Origin of the sequence: Amycolatopsis sp. lyj-84 (assembly GCF_046549075.1) — a bacterium.
GTDB lineage: Bacteria > Actinomycetota > Actinomycetes > Mycobacteriales > Pseudonocardiaceae > Amycolatopsis.
The window spans coordinates 900,185-915,859 of the sequence record NZ_JAJPWO010000001.1; the positions used below are offsets into that span (position 1 = coordinate 900,185).

Below are 15,675 nucleotides of genomic sequence, written 5' to 3' on the forward strand. Positions count from 1 at the left end.
CCTGCCTCGTGAGCGGCACGGACGGTTAGAACCATCCTTACCACTCACGAGGTCAGTACAGACCGGCCGAGTACTTGCTCGGCTCGTAGTACGCCTCGAGCTCGGCGATGCTGTCCTCCGGCCGCTCGAAGGTCTTCGAGATGACCGCCCTCGACGGCATCGCGCCGGGTGTCCAGCTCTCGGGCGACCAGAGCTTCGACCGCATGAACGCCTTCTGGCAGTGGTGGAAGATCTCGTCGATGTCGACCACCAGCGCGAGCCGCGGCCGGTTGCCCCGCACGATCATGTCGTCGAAGAACGGCGCCTCCCGCACCAGGCGCGCCCGGCCATTGATCCGCAGCGTGTCGCCGCGGCCGGGGATCAGGTAGATCAGCCCGACGTGCGGGTTCGACAGCACGTTGCGGAACCCGTCCGCGCGGCGGTTGCCGGGACGCTCCGGGATCGCGATCCGCGTGTCGTCCAGTACCAGTGTGAACCCGGCGGGGTCGCCCTTCGGCGAGACGTCGCAGGTGCCGTCCGCCGCCGACGTCGCGATCAGCACGAACGGCGACTCCGCCAGCCATCGCCGGTCCATCTCGTGGAGCGCGGGCCGCGCCTTGTTCGCCGTCCGCTCCAGCGGCGGCGGCAGGATCTCCCGCAGCTCCGCCTCGCTGGTGACCTCGATGAACCCGTCAGACAATGTTGTGCTCCCTCGTCGCGGCCCGGTCGCCGGCGAACCGGCGGACGTCGAGCCCGGTGATGTCGATGGCCGGGACCCGCCCCAGGTAGAGGTCCCGCACGAGCTCCCCCACGGCCGGGCCCATCTGGAACCCGTGTCCCGAAAATCCGGTCGCGTAGAAGAACCGCGATACCTGGACGCTTTCCCCCACGATCTGGTTGCGGTCGGGGGTGACCTCGTACAGGCCGGCCCAGCCGCTGCGGATCCCCGCTTCGAGCACGGCCGGCACCCGCCTCGCGGCGATCTCGGCGAGCTTCGGCAACCAGTCGCCCGGCTGATACCGGGTGTCGAAACCGGGGTCGCCGTCACCGTCGCAGAAGGACATCGCCAGCCCGAGCCCCTCGCGGTGGAAGTAGAAGGCCGACGGCATCTCGATGGTCAGCGGCACGGATTCGGGCAGGCCCGCGACCGGGCCGGTGAACACCACCTGCCGCCGGAACGGCCGCACCGGGAGCTCGACACCGGCGAACTCGCCGATCCGTCCCGACCACGCGCCCGCCGCGCAGACCACCGCGTCCGTCCGGACGAGACCGTCGCCGGTCCGGACACCGGTGATCTCGTCCCCGTCGCGTTCGATCCCGACGACCTCGACACCGGTCTTCAGCACCGCGCCGTGCCCGCGGGCCGCCCGCGCGTAGCCCTGGACCGCGGAGTCCGGCGTGGCCTTGGCGTCGTCCGGCGACCACAGCGCCGCGATCACGCCTTCGGTGTCGATCATCGGGGAGAACCGTCGCGCTTCGGCCGGCTCGACGAGACGGCTTCGGACGCCGTAGGAGTTCTGCAGTTCGGCGCAGCGTTCGAACTCGGGCAGATCCGCGGGATCGGTGACCAGGTACAGGTAGCCGTCGCGGCGGAAGTCGATCTCGGCGCCGTACGTCTCGGCGAACGAGGCGTACTCGGCCAGCCCGCGCAGCCCGATCTCGATGTTGACGTGCGTGGTGAACGACGACCGGATCCCGCCCGCCGCCTTCCCCGTCGAGCCCGCGCCCAGGCTGTCGCGTTCGAGGAGCAGCACCGAGACCCCGGCCGCGGCGAGCCGGTACGCGCAGCTGACCCCGATGATGCCGCCGCCGATCACGACGACGTCGGTACGTTCAGGAAGTGACTCCATCCGTGGCCTCGATCCGTTCGTCCTCGGGCGGCGGTCCCGGCGGCGTGCCGTCGCCGAACGGGCGCCCGCCCAGCTGCTCCCGGTGATGCGGGGTCGTCCAGCCGGACAGGTCCGGTCCCATCGGGACGATCCGCGTCGGGTTCACCTGCTCGTGCACCCCGTAGTAGTGCCGCTTGATGTGGTCGAAATCGACGGTGTCACCGAAGCCCGGTGTTTGGAAGAGGTCGCGGGCATAGGCCCACAGCACCGGCAGTTCGGTCAGTTTGTCCCGGTTGCACTTGAAATGCCCGTGATAGACCGGATCGAAGCGGACGAGCGTGGTGAACAACCGGATGTCCGCTTCGGTGATCGTGTCGCCGACGAGGTAACGCTGGTTTTCGAGCCGCTCGGAAAGCGCGTCCAGCATGGCGAAGAGCCGGGTGTACGCGTCCTCGTACGCACGCTGCCTGGTCGCGAAACCGGCCTGGTAGACGGCGGCGTTGACGTCGGCGAAGACCCCTACGTTGACGTCGTCGATCTCGTCGCGCAGCCGCTCGGGATAGAGGTCGGGCGCGCCGGGCCGGTGGAGACTGGTCCATTCGGTGGAAAGATCGAGCGTGATCCGCGGATAGTCGTTGCTCACCAGCCGCCTGCTCGGAATGTCCACAATGGCCGGAACGCTGATCCCGCCCATGTAGTGCGGATCGGCCGCGTGATAGGCCTCGGCCAGGTACTCGATGCCCAGCACCGGGTCCCGGTCATCGGGATCGAGGGTGAACCGCCAGCTCTTGTCGTCCTGGATCGGATCGGCGACGGCGACGCTCAGCGCGGACTCGAGGCCGAGCAGCCGCCGGACGACCAGTCCCCGGCTCGCCCAGGGACAGGCCCGGCTGACCACCAGCCGGTACCTCCCCGCCTCCACCGGCCAGCCGTCGCGGCCGTCCGCGGTGACTCGCGCGTCGAAATGGTTGGCGGACCGACGGAACTCACCCGTCTTCGGATCGGTCGGGATCGTCATGTGAGCCACCCTAAAGCGTGAGAGGGTGGTTTCGGTGTGCGTAGACTCTGGCACCCGGCGTGCTCGCACGCCGCCGCGCGGAAGGTGGTCCCGACGATGCCGTTCATGCCCGTGACCGACTCGATGTTCCTTCTCGTGGAAACGCGCGAACATCCGATGCACGTCGGCGGACTTCAGCTGTTCAAGAAACCCGAGGACGCCGGACCCGACTACCTGCGTGACATCCGCCGGAAACTGCTCGATTCCGACAACATGCGCTCGGTGTTCCGGCGGCGTCCCGCCCGGCCGGTCAACACCGCCGGGCACATCGCCTGGGCGACGGACGTCGACCTCGAACTCGATTACCACTTCCGGCATTCGGCGCTGCCCCAGCCCGGCCGGATCCGCGAGCTGCTGGAACTGACCGGGCGCTGGCACAGCACCCTGCTCGACCGGCACCGGCCGCTGTGGGAGATCCACCTGGTCGAGGGCCTGCAGGACGGCCGGTTCGCGATCTACAGCAAGATCCACCACGCGCTGATGGACGGCGTTTCGGCGCTGAGGCATCTGCAGGGCACGCTGTCGGACGACCCGAACGACCTCGACTGCCCGCCGCCGTGGGGCCGCCGGGCCAAACCGGACGACGGGCGCAACGGCAAGGCGTCACCCTCGGTGCTCCAGACCATGGGGAAGACGTTCAACCAGCTCGCCGGCATCGCGCCCGCCGCGATGAAGGTGGCGCGGGAGGCGTTCCAGGAGCACACGCTCACGCTGCCGGCGCAGGCGCCGAAGACGATGCTGAACGTCCCGATCGGCGGGGCACGGCGATTCGCCGCGCAGTCGTGGTCGCTGGACCGCGTGCGCAAGGTCGCGACCGCCGCCGGGGTGTCACGCAACGACGTCGTCCTCGCGATGTGCTCGGGCGCGCTGCGGGACTACCTGATGGAACAGAACGCATTGCCCGACGCCCCGCTGACCGCGATGGTCCCGGTTTCCTTGCGGCGCAAGGACAGTGGGGACGCGGCGGGGAACAACATCGGCGCGCTGCTGTGCAACCTCGCCACCGACCTGGCCGACCCCGCCGCGCGGCTCACGGCGATCAACGCGTCCATGCGCAACGGGAAGAAGCTGTTCTCGGAGCTGACCCCGCTGCAGACGCTCCTGCTGTCCGGGATCAACGTCGCCCAGCTCGGCGTGTCCCCGATCCCCGGCATCGTGAACAACACGAAACCGCCGTTCAACCTGGTGATCTCCAATGTGCCGGGGCCGCGCAAGCAGATGTACTGGAACGGCGCGTCGCTCGACGGCATCTACCCGGCGTCGGTGCTGCTCGACGGGCAGGCGCTGAACATCACGCTGACCAGCAACGGGGACAACCTGGACTTCGGCATCACCGGTTGCCGTCGCAGCGTCCCGCATCTGCAGCGCATCCTGACGCACCTGGACACCGCGCTCGCGGAACTAGAGCACGCGGCGTCCGTCGGGCGCAGCTGACTCCCGCGTTTAGTCCTCTGGTTGCGGTTGTCCACCGCAACCAGAGGACTAAACGCGCCGGCGCTAGCTGCCGTCGGAGACGTAGATGGCGCCCGGTGTGATCGTGTAGAGCTGGCCGTCGGGTCCGGCGGTGGCGTCACGGGTGCGGCCGAGGTTGGTCCAGAGCTTGCCGCCGTTGCCGTTCAGGTCGAGCTTGTACGTGCCGCCCTTGAGGGAGGCCATGTACAGCGAGCCCTTGTAGGCCGCCAGCCCGCTCGGCGTCGCCGAAGCCGTCGGCCAGGCCTTGACCGGGTTGGTCATCCCCGCCGTGTTGCACGGGCCCTCGCAGGTCGGCCAGCCGTAGTTCTTCCCGGGGTCGATCTTGTTCAGCTCGTCGAGCTTGTTGTTGCCGATGTCGGAGATGTACAGCTGCCCGTTCGCCCAGGTCAGGCCCTGGACGTTGCGGTGGCCGTAGGAGTAGACGCGGCTGTTGAACGGGTTACCGGGTGCGGCGGCGCCGTCGGTGGTGACGCGAAGGACCTTGCCGCCGAGCGAGTTCTTGTTCTGCGCGTTGGCGCCGTTCTGGCCGTCGCCGGTACCCGCGTAGAGGTAACCGTCGGGGCCGAACCTGATCCGCCCGCCGTGGTGATACTGCGAGCCACGCGGGATACCGGTGACGATCGGTGTCGGCGCCTGGCCCAGCTTCAGCTTGGCGATGCGGTTGTCGGAACTGGTCGTGTAGTAGATGAAGACCGTCTCGTCCGTGGCGTACTTCGGCGAGACCGCGATGCCGAGCAGGCCTGCCTCCGCGGTGACGCTCACCCCGGGGATGGTCTGGACCGTGGTGACCTTGCCCGCCTTGTCGATCCGGCTGATCGTCTTGGCGTCCTTCTGCGTGAAAAGACCCGTGCCGTCGGGCAGGAAGTCGATCGACCAGGCCTGGTTGAGACCACCGGCGAGCTGTCTGATCGCCTGGATGGACGGCACTTCGGCGGCGGCCGCCGGGACTGCCGCGATCGACACGGCCGTCGCGGCCGCGAACGTGGCGGCGAGAGTACGACGTAAGGACATGGGACGCCTCCTTCAGCTACACCCCTGGAGCTCGGATGGCGGCGGTCGGCGGGTGGCCGGGGTTCACCCGTCGAGTTGGATACAAACACACCACGGGACGAAACGGACACCACTGGACGGGGTATCGGAAGCCCTTCCCGTTAACCGTTGTGTGCGCCGAGCGTGACGATCGGGGCGGCTCGATCGGCCATAGGTAGGAAACTTTACAAAACGGCTTCGGAACTTGGTCCTTACGTCTGGTCAGAATCGGCGGCCCGCTTCTAGGGTGGCGGGGCTCGGCCCGGTTCGTTCCCATGTGGACGTTCCGGGGATCAAGGTCAGCGATCCGAGGAGTGAGAAAATGATCGAAGCCATCGAGGTATGGACCACACCCGACTTCGTCGAGTACGAAACTCCCATGGAGGTCACCGCTTACGCGGCCCGCATGGAGGACTGATTTCCCACCCGGTGGTGGGGGCCGTCCCCCACCACCGTGCCGCCGTCCCGATCAGCGAGCCGTTGGAGGCAGCATCGTGTCTCTTCCTCTTTCCGCCGAGCCGATGTCGTCGGCGGAATTCATCGCGGCCTTGCGCGGGCTTTCCCACCGCTACTGGGGCACGCATCCGTTCCACCACCGGATGCACGGCGGCGAACTGTCCGAGCACGAACTGAAGATCTGGGCCGCGAACCGCTGGTACTACCAATGCGTGCTCCCGCAGAAGGACGCGGCGATCATCAGCAATTGCCCCTTGCCCGAGATCCGCCGTGAATGGCTCGATCGCATCGTCTACCACGACGGGACGAAAGCCGGGGACGGCGGAACCGAGCGGTGGCTCCGTTTGTGCACCGCGGTCGGGCTCGACCGCGAAGAGGTTCTCGATCAGCGGCACGTCGCCCCCGGCGTCCGGTTCGCCGTCGACGCCTACGTGAATTTCGCCCGAACGAAACCTTGGCTGGAAGCGGTCGCTTCGGGGCTGACCGAAATGTTCGCGGGGCACCTCATGCAGCGACGCGTCGCCGACATGCTGGCGAACTACTCGTGGATCGCGCGGGAGGACCTCGCCTACTTCACCAATCGCATCGACAAGGTCTCGGGCGAGGGCAAAGGAACACTCGACATCGTCGTGCGGCACGCCGTCACCCGCGAACAGCAGGAGAAGGCGATCGCCGCGCTGTCGTTCAAGACCGACGTGCTCTGGTCCGTGCTCGACGCCATCGAGCGCGCCGCGGCCAAGGAGTAGCGATGACCACCATCACCACCGGTTCCGTGCCGCGGCTGCGGCGCGGCGTCCGGCTGAGTTATGACCGGACAAGGGAAACTCACGTCCTCCTGTTCCCCGAAGGCGTGCTCGTCCCGAATCCGACCGCCGCCGCCGTGCTCGGGCTCTGCGACGGCGCGGCGGACGTCGCCGCGATCGCGGCCGCGCTGCGCGAGCGCTATACCGGTGTGCGCGAGCAAGAGATCCTGGACGTCCTGACCAGGCTGGGAGATCGGCGGATCGTCGAATGGACCTGAACACCTCCACCGCGGCGCCGCCCTTGGGCATGCTCGCCGAGCTGACCCATCGCTGCCCGCTGCACTGCCCGTACTGCTCGAACCCGGTCGAAATGATCGCCCGCGACGGCGAACTGTCCACAGAGGAATGGCTTTCCGTGCTCTCACAGGCCCGGGAACTCGGCGTGCTCCAGGTGCACATGTCCGGCGGCGAACCGCTCGCCAGGCCGGACCTGCCCATCCTGGTCGAGCACGCCACGAAACTCGGCTGCTACGTCAACCTGGTGACGTCCGGACTCGGGCTGACCGAGCCCAGATTGGACGATCTCGTCGAACGCGGCATCGCGCACATCCAGTTGTCCGTCCAGGGCGCGACCGCCGAACGCGCGGACCGGCTCGCGGGTGCCCGGGCCCACGACCGGAAACTGGTCGTCGCCGGGCTGATCAAGACAGCCGGTCTGCCGCTTTCGGTGAACGTCGTCCTGCACCGGCAGAACCACGACCAGCTCGCCGGGATCATCGACCTGGCCGAGCAGATGGGCGCGGACCGGCTCGAACTGGCCAACACGCAGTACTACGGCTGGGCGTTGCGGAACCGCGACGCCCTGATGCCGACCAGGCGCCAACTCGACGAAGCGGAGCCGATCGTGCGCGCGGCGACCGAACGGTTGCGCGGCAGCATGGAAATCATCTACGTCGTCGCCGACTACTACGAGCAGTACCCGAAGCCGTGCATGTACGGCTGGGGCGCGCGGCAGCTGACCGTGGCGCCCGACGGGAACGTGCTGCCGTGCCCTGCGTCGACCGCGATCGAGACCCTGACGTTCGACAACGTGCGGGACAAGCCGCTGGCGTGGATCTGGTACGAATCCGGTTCCTTCAACGCCTATCGCGGCGAGGACTGGATGCCGGACACCTGCGGCACCTGCGACAGGCGCTCGATCGACTTCGGCGGCTGCCGGTGTCAAGCGTTCCAGTTGACCGGCGACGCGGCGGCGACGGATCCGGTGTGCTCGCGTTCGCCGCGTCGCGACGTCGTCGATCTCATCCTCGCCACACCCCCGAAAACGGACGAGCTCGTGATGAGGGCGCCGCGATGAGGGTGATCCTGCTCGGCACCGCGGCGGGAGGCGGCTTCCCGCAGTGGAACTGCGCCTGCGCACTGTGCACTTCGGACGCACCGCCCCGGACCCAGGACTGTGTCGCGGTGAGCGCGGACGGTGAAAGTTGGTATCTGCTCAACGCGTCTCCGGACATCCGCGCGCAGATTCTCGCCACGCCGCCGCTCCGCGCCGGTCCAGGGCCGAGGGAGATCCCGCTGCGCGGCGTGCTGCTCACCGATGCCGAGCTCGATCATTCGCTCGGCCTGCTCCTGCTGCGGGAAGCCGGCGGGCTGCCGGTGTGGGCACCGGAAGCGGTACTCGGCGCGCTGTCGGAGCAGTTCCCCGCGAGGTCGATCATCGACGGCTACGGCGGCGGTGACTGGCTGCCGAACTCGGAGATCGCCATCGACGGACTCCGCGTGAGCGCGCTTCCCGTCAGTGACAAGAGGCCGAAGTACGCGCGTTCGTCCACTGAGGACGGTCCGTGGGTGGTGGCGTACCGGATCGAAGACGTCCAGACCGGCGGGGTGTTCGTGTACGCGCCTTGCCTGAAGAGCTGGCCGGACGGGTTCGACGCCTTCACCGAGGGCGCGAGCCTGGTTCTCCTGGACGGGACCTTTTACGCGCCGGACGAGATGTCGGGCGCCACGGCGGCCGAGGTCGGCGACGGTGCCCAGCTGGCGATGGGGCATCTGCCGATCACCGGCAGTCTCGCGAAGCTCCGGCCCGGTCCCCGGTGGGCGTACACCCATCTGAACAACACGAACCCCGTCGTCGACCCGTCTTCGCCGGAGCACGCCGCCGTCCTGGACGGCGGCGCCTCGCTTCCCTTGGACGGTACTGAGTTCGAGCTCTAGGCGACGCCCTCGGGACTGGCGCCCGAAACGGGAACGGCGTCGGCGGTGAGGCGGTCGATCTCCGCGAGCTCGTCCGCGGTCAGGTCGATGTCGGCCGCGGCGAGACTGGCTTCGATGTTGGCCGCCTTGCGCGCGCCGACGATCGCGACGTGCACGCCCGGTTGGGCGAGCGTCCACGCGATCGCGAGCTGGCTGACCGAGATCCCCTTGTCCGCGGCGAATTCCTCGAGCTTGTCGACGATGGCGAGGTTGCGCCGGAAGGTCTCCCCGGTGAACGCCGACGAGCGCGAGCGCCAGTCGGTCTTCTCGAACGTCGTCTCCGGCGTGAAGGATCCGGTCAGCAGGCCGCTGCCCAGCGGGCTGTACACGAGCACGCCGATGTCGTTCTCTCGCGCGTACGGCAGAGGATCGGTCTCGATGTCGCGGCGGAACAGGTGGTACGGAGGCTGGAGGGTTTCGATCGGACGGGTCTTGTCGAAGTCGGCCAGACCGGCGGCGTCGTAGTTCGAGACACCGATGTGCCGGATCTTCCCCGCGTCGACGAACTCCTGCAGGATCCCCGCGGTCTCCTCGGCGGGCGCGTCGGAATCGGGCCAGTGGATCTGGTAGAGATCGATGTGGTCGACGTCGAGGAAGCGGAGACTGTCCTCGATTCCTTGCGTCAGCCACTCGCGCCGGGAGTCGCGCGGACGGTCGGATCGCGGCTTGATGCCGCCTTTCGTGGCGATGACGAGGCTGTCGCGGTCGCGCTTGAGTTCCTCGCGCAACGCCTTCCCGAGCATGGCCTCGGACTTCCCGAAACCGTAGGCCTGAGCGGTGTCGAAGAAATCGACCCCGAGTTCGCGGGCGTGGTGGATCGCGGCGATCGCCGCGTCCTCGTCGAACGATCCCCAGTCCCCGCCGAGCTGCCAGGTGCCGAAGGCGATCCTCGAAACCTCGAGGCCGCTCCTGCCCAATGTCGTCGTACGCATACCTCCAGCAGAGCACAGACATCGGACCATCGCACCGGATCTCCCGGCCAACGAAACCCCCAAATAACTGTTTGACGGTTGGCGTCCCGGCAGTCGATACTCACCCTCATGTCCGAGTCCCCCAGCCTCGACGGGCTGCGCGTGCTGGCCCATCCCGTGCGGCTGCGCATTCTGTCGCTTTTGACCGGTGTCGCGATGAGTGCGGCCGAAGCCGCGCGCGAACTCGGTGAGACACAAGCAAATATCAGCTATCACCTGCGGCGGCTGCACGAGGCCGGACTGCTCGACGTCGCCGAGGAGGTCCGGATCCGGGGCGGGCTGGCGAAACGCTACCGGCACGATCCGGAGTCCGGCGGTCGGTTCGCGTCGACGAATCCGCAGGAGGACCAGATCCTCATCGCGGCGATGGCCGAAGAACTCAAGCGGCGCGGCGAATTCCGCGTCGCCGGACAACGGGGTTCGACGACCGACGCGGAGATCTGGGTCGACCGCGAGACCTGGGAAAAGGCGGTCGAACACGCTCACGAGCTGAGCAAGCTCCTCCACTCGGCCGCGCGACCGCCTCGTACCCGGGGCACGATCCCGGTCAGCGCGACGGTTTCGCTGTTCGAAATGACGCGATCGTGACGTCACTGCGCGAGCCCTTGCGCCATCACAACTTCCGCTGGCTGATCGGCGGCCGCACGTTCGGGGAGTTCGGCAACGCCGTCGCCCCGCTCGCGCTGGCGTTCGCGGTGATCGACCTGACCGGTTCGGCCGTCGACATCGGCATCGTCGTGGGCGCGCGGTCGGTGGCCAGCGTCGTGTTGCTGCTGTTCGGCGGGGTATTGGCCGACAGGTTGCCGCGATCGGTGATCCTGCAGGGCACCGAACTCGCGGCCACGCTGACCCAGGCGACCATCGCCGCGAGTGTCCTTTGTGGATTCGCGTCGATCCCGCTGCTGGTCGGACTGAGCGTGGTCAACGGCGCGGTGACCGCGATCTCCGCGCCGGCCTCGGCGTCGCTCACCCCGCTGACCGTGCCCGCCACCCTGCTGGCACAGGCCAACGCGCTGGGCAGGCTGCTTTCGAACTCCGGCCGGATCGCCGGTGCCGGGCTCGGCGGCGTCCTGGTCACCGCCGTCGGCCCCGGCTGGGCGCTCGGCGGGAACGCGCTGCTGTTCCTGGGCTCCGCCCTGTCCTATCGGCGGATCCGCCTCAGCCGCCGGGAACGGGTCCCCGGCAGCCGTCCGCTGGCGGAACTCGCCGAAGGCTGGCGAGAGTTCCGGTCACGGACCTGGGTGTGGGTCGTGGTCGTGCAGTTCATGGTGGTGAACGCCGTCATCGCCGGCGGGATCGCGGTGCTCGGCCCCCTGGTCGCCGACGGCACCTTCGGGCGCTCCGGCTGGGGATTCGCCATCGCGGCGCAGACGATCGGCTCGCTCGTCGGCGGGATCCTCGTGGCCCGATGGCAGCCGCGGCGCGCGCTGTTCGTCGGTGTCGCGGTGATCCTTTTCGAAGCGCCGCCGTTGATCCTTCTCGGTCAGGCACCGTGGTTGCCGCTGTTGCTGGCGGCCATGTTCGTCTCCGGCATGGCGATCGAGCAGTTCGTGGTGGCCTGGGACGTCTCGCTGCAGGAGAACGTGCCCGAGGACAAACTCGCGCGCGTCTACTCCTACGACATGCTCGGTTCCTTCATCGCCTTGCCACTCGGCCAGATGGCGGCGGGACCGGCGGCGCTGCACTTCGGGGTCAGCACGACCCTGATCGCCTGCGCCGCGCTGGTCGTGGCCGCCACCTGCCTCGCGCTGTGCAGTGGCCAGGTGCGCGGCCTGGTGCGGAAGACCCACGCCGCGCAACCCTGAACCTCACCGGCGATAGCAAAGGTCCCTTGCTCTCTTTCCGCTGGTCACGGCCAGGGACGGACCTCTTCGAGGAGTTTCGCGACCGCGAGCACCAGGTCGTCGGAGTGCCGCGGGCCGATGATCTGCAGGCCGACCGGGAGACCACGAGAGGTGCGACCGGCCGGCACGCTGATGGCGGGCTGCTGGGTCATGTTGAACGGGTAGGTGAACGGCGTCCAGTCCGGCCAGCCGCTCAGTCCGCTGCCCGGCGGCACCTCGTGCCCGGCCTCGAAGGCGGCGATCGGGAGGGTCGGCGTGATGAGCACGTCGTACCGCGTGTGGAACTCGCCCATCAGGATGCCCAGCGCGGCCCGCTCGGCGTTGGCGCCGAGGTAGTCGCTCGCCGAGAAGGTCTTGCCGAGTTCCCACACCTTCCGCAGCCCCGGATCGACCATCGTGTCCGAACCGGCGGGGAAGGTGTCCAGCCACTTGGCCGCGCCCGTCGACCACAGGATGTCGAAGGCGGGCTTGGGGTCGCTGAAGCCGGGATCGGTCTCCTCGATGTGCAGGCCCGCGTCGCTCAGCGACTGAACCGCCGACTTGACGATCGCCGCGACCTCCGGGTCGACGTCGACATAGCCGAGCGTCGGCGAGTAGGCGGCGTTCAGCCCGCGCACGTCCCGGCGCACCGCTTCGCGGAAGGTCGAGACGGGCGGGGCGAGCGCGGCCGGATCGCGGTGATCGGGCAAGGCGAGGACGTCGAGGAGCAGCGCGGTGTCGTCCACCGACCGCGCCATCGGACCCGCGTGCGACAGCGGGCCGAACGGGCTCGCCGGGAACAGCGGGATCCGGCCGTGTGTCGGCTTGAGGCCGACGATTCCGCAGAACGAAGCCGGAATCCGGATCGAGCCACCGCCGTCGGTACCGACGGAGAGTTCGCCCATCCCGGCCGCGACGGCCGCGGCACTCCCGCCGCTGGACCCACCCGCCGTCGTCGACGGATCGTGCGGGTTGCGGGTGATCCCGGTCAGCGTGTTGTCGGTGACACCCTTCCAAGCGAGTTCCGGCGTCGTGGTCTTTCCCAGCAGCACCAAGCCGTTTTCCCGCAGTCGCGCGGTGACCGGGCTGTCGACGTCCCACGGCTGGTCCGGATCGATGCACCGCGAACCGCGCAACGTCGGCCAGCCCTGCGTCAGGAACATGTCCTTGATCGAGGCCGGGACACCGTCGAGCCAGCCGATCGGGTTACCGTCCCGCCAGCGGATCTCGGAGGCTTTCGCCTGTTCGAGCGCGCCATCGGCGTCGACGAGGCAGTAGGCGTTGGTCTCACCGTCGCGTTCTTCGATGACGCGCAACGCGTTCTGGGTGGCCTCGACCGGTGAAAGCTCTCCGGTGGCATAAGCGGCGACGAGCTCGCTCGCGGTCAACTTGGTGTCGTTCATCCGGCCCCTAACCCTTGACGAAGCGTCTCCGACGGCACGTATCCGAGCTGCTTGTCCACGACATTGCGCAGTGGCTCCCCCGTGCGCCAGCGACGGAAGTTGTCCGCGAACACCTCTACCAGAGTAGTGCGCCAGCCGACGAAGTCGCCCGACATATGCGGCGAGATCAGCACGTTCTCCATACTCCACAAAGGACTTTCAGCGGGCAGCGGCTCGGTGTCGAAGACGTCGAGAGCCGCACCGCCGAGCGGGCCGTCCCGCAGCGCGCCGACCAGGTCGGAGGTGACGACCAGCTCCCCGCGGCCGACGTTGACGAACCGCGCGCCGGGCTTCATCGCGGCGAAGGCCTCGGCGTCGAACATGCCCTTCGTCTGCTCGGTCAGCGGGGCGACCGCGACGACGTAGTCCGCCTCGGGGAGATGACGGGCCAGGCCCGAGGAGGAGAACACGTCCCCGAAATCGGGATCGTCTTCACGGGGGCGACGGCCGACGCCGGCCACCGACATCCCGGCCGCCCGCAGCGACCGCGCGATCGACCGGCCGATCGGCCCGGTGCCGACCACCAGGACACGGCGTCCGGAGATCCGCTCACTCTCACGGTGCTTCCACTGCTTCCGCCGCTGCAGGTCCCACGACCGGACGAAGTCCTTGGCGAACGCGAGGACGACCCCGAGGACGTACTCGGCTATCGCCCCGTCGAACACCCCGCGCGAGTTGGTGAGCACGACGTCGCTCGCCTGCAGCCCAGGGAAGAGCACCGGGTCGACACCCGCGCTGGCGATGTGCAGCCAGCGCAGCCCGTCGGCCGCATGCCAGGCACCGGGCACGGCGGTCGAAAGGAAGTCGTAGACGAAGAGGGCGTCGGCTCCGGATAACGCATCGGCCAGCCCGGCCTCGTCGGTGTAACGAACCACCGCTTCGGCTTCGATAGCGCGCATGTCCGGTGGGCGTGCGTCTCCGCAGAGCACCGCCAGCACAGGGGTCTCCGAGGGTTTCACGTTGACACCGTAAAAGTGGCTCGTATGATTGTCAACAATCCGAGGAACGACCCCCGGAGCACCGGACCTGTGGCAGCAGAAGTTCTCCGGAGGCTGAAACTTGGATTTCGACTTGTTGGAGTTCGAAGGCCCGTTGGCGCAGCGCGGCATCGGCGTGATCGCTCCCTTCGACCTCGCCCTTGAACGCGAGCTGTGGCGCTGGGTGCCCATGGAGGTCTCCCTCCATCTGGCGCGGACGCCGTACGAACCCGTGCCCGTCAGCATGGAGATGGCCCAGCTCGTCAGCGACAGCAGGCATCTCGCCGCCGCCACGAGAGACGTGCTCCACGTGGAGCCCGAAGTCGTCGCCTATCTGTGCACCTCCGGAAGTTTCGTCAACGGTGTGGACTACGAACGCTCCTTGACCAAGGCCATCTGCGACGCGGGCGCGCCGGACGCCGTCACCACCTCCGGGGCGCTGGCCGAGGTCCTGCACCAGCTCGACCTCCACCGGGTCTCGGTGCTGACGCCCTACGACGGCGACCTGACCGGGAAGCTGCACGACTTCCTGGCCGAACTCCACGTGCGCACCGTCTCGAGCGACCACCTCGGCCTGGGCGGCGGCATCTGGAAGGTCAGTTACCGGACCATCGCCGAGCGCATCCTCGCCGCCGACCACGCCGACGCGGACGCCATCTTCGTCAGTTGCACCAACCTCCCCACCTACGATCTGATCGAGCCGCTCGAAAGCGCGCTCGGCAAACCCGTCCTCACCGCGAACCAGCTCACGATGTGGGCCTGCCTCCGGCGGATGAACCTGCCGATCGTCGGCCCCGGCAAGTGGCTCCGCGAGGTCGATTGACCTCTTCCCCTACGATTGTCGACAATCTGCCTCCGGAGGTCCCGTGTCCATCTCGCCGCTCACCCCACCTGAGCCGCCGTCCGAGACGACCACGATCGGATTCATCTACCCCGATCACGCGGCCGAGGACGACTACCCACTCGCGGAACAGCTCCTCGGCGGGGACATGGCCGGGATCAAGTTGCCGGTCGAGCACATCTACGGGACCGATCTGCACGCCGTACCCGAGCTGCTGGACCTCGGCAGCGAGAGCCGGCTCGCCGACGGTGCCGCGCTGCTGGCCAAACACGAACCGGACGCGGTGGTGTGGGCATGCACCAGCGGCAGCTTCGTCTACGGCTGGGAAGGCGCCCGCGACCAGGCCGACCGGCTGGCCGCCGTCGCCGGCGTCCCGGCGTCGAGCACCTCCTTCGCCTTCGTCCACGCCGCCCAGGCCCTCGGCGTCCGGCGGGTCGCCGTCGCCGCCAGCTATCCGGACGACGTCGCCCAGCTGTTCGTCGAGTTCCTCGGCGCCGGCGGGATCGAAGTGGTCTCGATGGGCAGCGCCGACATCGACACCGCCGCCGAGGTCGGGGAACTCAGCCCGGAAGCCGTCGTCGAACTCGCGGTGAGCCGCGACCATCCGGCCGCTGACGCACTGCTGGTCCCCGACACCGCCATGCGGACGCTCGGCGAGATCAACACACTCGAGATCAGGCTCCGCAAGCCGGTGCTGACCGCCAACCAGGTCACCGTCTGGGAGGGCCTGCGGCTCACCGGGAAGTCCCCGCTCGTCCGCACACTGGGCGCGCTGTTCGGCAAGAGAGGCAACTGAACC

Annotated in this window: 17 protein-coding genes; 10 read left to right on the forward strand and 7 right to left on the reverse strand. The window is 68.4% G+C overall.

Annotation, left to right across the window (positions count from 1 at the left end):
• Positions 1-52 precede the first annotated feature (52 nt).
• From ACLJRM_RS04430 to ACLJRM_RS04440, 3 genes are read right to left on the reverse strand one after another with little or no spacing between them, the layout of a single operon-like run.
• Entirely contained in the window at positions 53-679 is a 627-nt protein-coding gene (locus ACLJRM_RS04430) for a pyridoxamine 5'-phosphate oxidase family protein (protein WP_101610325.1), read from the reverse strand.
• Positions 672-1,829, reverse strand: coding sequence for an NAD(P)/FAD-dependent oxidoreductase (locus tag ACLJRM_RS04435; RefSeq protein WP_101610326.1), 1,158 nt, complete (start codon positions 1,827-1,829; stop codon positions 672-674). Before ACLJRM_RS04435 ends, ACLJRM_RS04430 begins: the two co-directional genes overlap by 8 nt.
• Positions 1,813-2,826, reverse strand: coding sequence for a glutathione S-transferase family protein (locus ACLJRM_RS04440; RefSeq protein ID WP_410662359.1), 1,014 nt, complete (start codon positions 2,824-2,826; stop codon positions 1,813-1,815). The genes ACLJRM_RS04435 and ACLJRM_RS04440 overlap by 17 nt, the downstream gene beginning before the upstream one ends.
• Positions 2,827-2,922: 96 nt before the next feature.
• Between ACLJRM_RS04440 and ACLJRM_RS04445 the strand changes: the two genes are divergently transcribed.
• A complete protein-coding gene (locus ACLJRM_RS04445) occupies positions 2,923-4,299 on the forward strand; it encodes a WS/DGAT/MGAT family O-acyltransferase (protein WP_410662439.1) in 1,377 nt (458 codons plus the stop codon).
• Between the two features lie 63 nt (positions 4,300-4,362).
• Here the strand turns inward: ACLJRM_RS04445 and ACLJRM_RS04450 are convergent, their stop codons facing one another.
• Entirely contained in the window at positions 4,363-5,349 is a 987-nt protein-coding gene (locus tag ACLJRM_RS04450) for a PQQ-dependent sugar dehydrogenase (protein ID WP_101610329.1), read from the reverse strand.
• A gap of 340 nt (positions 5,350-5,689) precedes the next feature.
• Here ACLJRM_RS04450 and pqqA point away from each other — a divergent pair, with 340 nt between their 5' ends.
• The 5 genes from pqqA to pqqB all read left to right on the forward strand — a co-directional run bounded on the left by pqqA (position 5,690) and on the right by pqqB (position 8,783).
• Positions 5,690-5,785 carry a pyrroloquinoline quinone precursor peptide PqqA gene (gene pqqA, locus ACLJRM_RS04455; RefSeq protein WP_101613483.1) on the forward strand — a complete coding sequence of 32 codons (96 nt, stop codon included), beginning with the start codon at positions 5,690-5,692 and terminating at the stop codon, positions 5,783-5,785.
• A 103-nt stretch (positions 5,786-5,888) separates the two neighbouring features.
• Positions 5,889-6,569: a pyrroloquinoline-quinone synthase PqqC gene (pqqC, locus tag ACLJRM_RS04460; RefSeq protein WP_410662440.1), complete on the forward strand. Its 681-nt coding sequence runs from the start codon at positions 5,889-5,891 to the stop codon at positions 6,567-6,569.
• A gap of 2 nt (positions 6,570-6,571) precedes the next feature.
• Positions 6,572-6,844 (forward strand): pyrroloquinoline quinone biosynthesis peptide chaperone PqqD, encoded by a 273-nt coding sequence (gene pqqD, locus ACLJRM_RS04465; protein ID WP_101610331.1) that lies wholly within the window; start codon positions 6,572-6,574, stop codon positions 6,842-6,844.
• Positions 6,835-7,923: a pyrroloquinoline quinone biosynthesis protein PqqE gene (gene pqqE, locus ACLJRM_RS04470; protein ID WP_410662360.1), complete on the forward strand. Its 1,089-nt coding sequence runs from the start codon at positions 6,835-6,837 to the stop codon at positions 7,921-7,923. The genes pqqD and pqqE overlap by 10 nt, the downstream gene beginning before the upstream one ends.
• Positions 7,920-8,783 (forward strand): pyrroloquinoline quinone biosynthesis protein PqqB, encoded by an 864-nt coding sequence (gene pqqB / locus ACLJRM_RS04475; RefSeq protein ID WP_410662361.1) that lies wholly within the window; start codon positions 7,920-7,922, stop codon positions 8,781-8,783. Before pqqE ends, pqqB begins: the two co-directional genes overlap by 4 nt.
• Here the strand turns inward: pqqB and ACLJRM_RS04480 are convergent.
• Positions 8,780-9,754 carry an aldo/keto reductase gene (locus ACLJRM_RS04480; protein WP_410662362.1) on the reverse strand — a complete coding sequence of 325 codons (975 nt, stop codon included), beginning with the start codon at positions 9,752-9,754 and terminating at the stop codon, positions 8,780-8,782. The genes pqqB and ACLJRM_RS04480 overlap by 4 nt on opposite strands.
• 108 nt (positions 9,755-9,862) lie before the next feature.
• Here ACLJRM_RS04480 and ACLJRM_RS04485 point away from each other — a divergent pair, with 108 nt between their 5' ends.
• A complete protein-coding gene (locus tag ACLJRM_RS04485; RefSeq protein ID WP_101613484.1) occupies positions 9,863-10,381 on the forward strand; it encodes a winged helix-turn-helix domain-containing protein in 519 nt (172 codons plus the stop codon).
• The gene (locus tag ACLJRM_RS04490) at positions 10,378-11,598 is read left to right on the forward strand and encodes an MFS transporter (RefSeq protein ID WP_101610335.1); all 1,221 of its coding nucleotides are present in this window, start codon (positions 10,378-10,380) and stop codon (positions 11,596-11,598) included. Before ACLJRM_RS04485 ends, ACLJRM_RS04490 begins: the two co-directional genes overlap by 4 nt.
• A 44-nt stretch (positions 11,599-11,642) precedes the next feature.
• On the opposite strand, the gene ACLJRM_RS04495 is transcribed toward ACLJRM_RS04490, so the two are convergent.
• Together ACLJRM_RS04495 and ACLJRM_RS04500 are read right to left on the reverse strand one after the other, a co-directional pair.
• Positions 11,643-13,019: an amidase gene (locus ACLJRM_RS04495; protein WP_410662363.1), complete on the reverse strand. Its 1,377-nt coding sequence runs from the start codon at positions 13,017-13,019 to the stop codon at positions 11,643-11,645.
• A complete protein-coding gene (locus tag ACLJRM_RS04500; protein WP_410662441.1) occupies positions 13,016-13,957 on the reverse strand; it encodes a D-2-hydroxyacid dehydrogenase in 942 nt (313 codons plus the stop codon). Before ACLJRM_RS04500 ends, ACLJRM_RS04495 begins: the two co-directional genes overlap by 4 nt.
• Positions 13,958-14,117: 160 nt before the next feature.
• Between ACLJRM_RS04500 and ACLJRM_RS04505 the strand changes: the two genes are divergently transcribed.
• Together ACLJRM_RS04505 and ACLJRM_RS04510 are read left to right on the forward strand one after the other, a co-directional pair.
• Positions 14,118-14,858: an Asp/Glu/hydantoin racemase gene (locus ACLJRM_RS04505; protein ID WP_101610338.1), complete on the forward strand. Its 741-nt coding sequence runs from the start codon at positions 14,118-14,120 to the stop codon at positions 14,856-14,858.
• 43 nt (positions 14,859-14,901) lie between these two features.
• Complete coding sequence (locus ACLJRM_RS04510) at positions 14,902-15,672, forward strand: maleate cis-trans isomerase (RefSeq protein ID WP_410662364.1); 771 nt, start codon at positions 14,902-14,904, stop codon at positions 15,670-15,672.
• The last annotated feature ends 3 nt before the right edge of the window (positions 15,673-15,675 follow it).